Genomic DNA, 2,479 nt, shown 5'->3' on the forward strand with positions numbered 1-2,479 from the left:
GCGCGCCCAGCGCGGAGCGGCGCAGCGTCTCCCCCATCACGTCGGCGGTGAAGACACCGTCGGCCACGTCCACGACGGTCAGGCAGACACCGTTGCGTCGATCATCCTGCAGCTGCTGACCGTCGTGATCCCCCGCCTGGAGCAGCTCCGCAAGGAGGGCCAGGCCGGTCAGGCGAAGATCACCCAGTACACCCGCTACCTGACCCTCGGTCTCGGTGTGCTGCAGGCCTCGGCGTTCGTGGCGCTGGCCCGCTCGGGCCAGCTGTTCCAGAACCGCTGCGACCAGTTCCCGATCATCCCCACCGGCACCGGCATCCCGGACTGGCTGACCCTGACCATCCTGGTGATGACGATGACCGCCGGCACCGGCATGGTCATGTGGCTCGGTGAGCTGATCACCGACCGCGGCGTCGGCAACGGCATGTCCGTCCTGATCTTCACCTCGATCGCGGCGCGGCTGCCCAGCGAGGGCTGGCAGATCAAGACCAGCAAGGGCTGGGACATGTTCGCCCTGGTCATCGCGCTGGTTCTGGTGGTCATCACCGCTGTCACCTTCATCGAGCAGTCGCAGCGCCGGATCCCGGTGCAGTACGCCAAGCGGATGATCGGCCGGCGGATGTACGGCGGCACCTCGACCTACATCCCGCTCAAGGTCAACCAGGCGGGTGTGATCCCGGTCATCTTCGGGTCGTCGCTGCTCTACCTGCCGCAGTTGGCGCTGCAGTTCTTCGACCAGACCGACCCGGGCAAGACCCAGTCGTGGATCCAGAACAACCTGGTCAACCCGAGCAGCCCGATCTACATCGCGGTCTACTTCCTGCTGATCATCTTCTTCACGTACTTCTACGTCTCGATCACGTTCAACCCGACCGAGGTCGCGGACAACATGAAGAAGTACGGCGGGTTCGTGCCGGGTATCCGCCCGGGCAAGCCGACCGCCGACTACCTGGACTTCATCCTCAGCCGGATCACCCTGCCGGGCGCGCTGTACCTCGGCATCATCTCGATCCTGCCGAACTTCTTCTTCATCTGGCTGGACAACCAGCAGTACCAGAACTTCCCGTTCGGCGGCACCGCTGTGCTCATCATGGTCGGCGTCGGTCTGGAGACCGTGAAGCAGATCGAGAGCCAACTCATGCAGCGGAACTACGAAGGGTTCCTGCGGTAGATGAGACTCGTTCTGGTTGGCCCGCCGGGCGCGGGCAAGGGCACGCAGGCCGAGTTCATCGCCGCGCACCTCTCGGTGCCGAAGATTTCGACCGGAGACATCTTCCGGTCGAACGTCACCCAGGGCACGCCGCTCGGTGTCGAGGCGAAGCGGTACATGGATGCGGGCGAGCTGGTTCCGGACGAGGTCACCATCAACATGGTCCGGGACCGGCTGGCCGAGCCCGACGCCAGCGAGGGTTTCCTGCTCGACGGCTTCCCGCGGACGACTCCGCAGGCTGCCGCTCTGGACAAGCTCCTGGCCGATCTGGGCACCGCCCTGGATCTGGTCCTGGAGCTGGTCGTCGACGACGACGAGGTGATCCGGCGGCTCTCCGGCAGGCGCACCTGCCGGGGCTGCGGCAAGATCTGGCACGTCGAGTTCGACGCCACCACCCGGCCCGGCATCTGTGACCGGTGCGGCGCCGAGCTGTTCCAGCGCGACGACGACAAGCCGGAGACGATCGCAACGCGGCTCCGCGAGTACAGCGAGAAGACCGCGCCCCTGGTCGACTACTACGGCGCTCAGGGCAAGCTGGTCGGGATCGACGCCACCGGGCCGGTGGAGGACGTCACCACCCGGGCCATCGACGCGCTGCGGTCGTACGGCGGCTGAGGTCCGGCCGGGCCACGGCGGATAGAGTGCGAACAGCGGGGTACGCGTTATGTGCCCCGCTGTTCGGCAACGAAAGGTAACCGCTCCATGCGTCGTCCCCAGCTGGACATCCAGCTGAAGACCCCTGACCAGATCGAGAAGATGCGGGCCGCCGGGCTGGTGGTGGCCGAGGCGTTGCGTCGTATGCGGGAGGCTGTCGCCCCCGGTGTGAGCACCGCCGATCTGGACGCCATCGCGGAGGCGACCATCCGCGAGGCGGGCGGTGTTCCGTCGTTCAAGGGCTACCACGGTTTCCCGGCGTCAATCTGCTCCTCGGTCAACGAGCAGATCGTGCACGCCATCCCGTCGCCGCAGCAGGTGCTCCAGGCCGGTGACCTGATCTCCATCGACTGCGGCGCGGTGCTGGACGGGTGGCACGGCGACTCCGCGATCACGGTCGGGGTCGGTGACGTCGACCCGGCGCTGTTGAAGATGGCCGAGGTCGCTGAGGACGCCATGTGGGCCGGTATCGCCGCCGCTGCGCGTGGTGCGGCCAGCGGCAAGGGCCGCCTCACCGACATCTCGCACGCTGTGGAGACCGCCGTCCGCAAGGGCGGCCGGTACGGCATCGTCGACGGTTACGGCGGGCACGGCATCGGCACCGAGATGCACCAGGAC

3 protein-coding genes are annotated in these 2,479 nt (G+C 67.0%); all 3 read left to right on the forward strand.

The window, feature by feature from the left end; all coding sequences use genetic code 11:
- On the forward strand, positions 1–1,168 hold a 1,168-nt coding region (secY, locus tag ABZ749_RS33825), incomplete at its 5' end, for a preprotein translocase subunit SecY (protein WP_357235149.1).
- Positions 1,169–1,822, forward strand: a complete 654-nt coding sequence (locus ABZ749_RS33830; RefSeq protein ID WP_088950228.1) for an adenylate kinase — start codon at positions 1,169–1,171, stop codon at positions 1,820–1,822. It begins immediately after the preceding gene.
- Between the two features lie 87 nt (positions 1,823–1,909).
- Positions 1,910–2,479 (forward strand): type I methionyl aminopeptidase (gene map, locus ABZ749_RS33835; RefSeq protein ID WP_357235152.1); only part of this gene is annotated, 570 nt, incomplete at its 3' end.

It is taken from the genome of Micromonospora sp. NPDC047753 (assembly GCF_040642735.1).
Lineage (GTDB): Bacteria > Actinomycetota > Actinomycetes > Mycobacteriales > Micromonosporaceae > Micromonospora.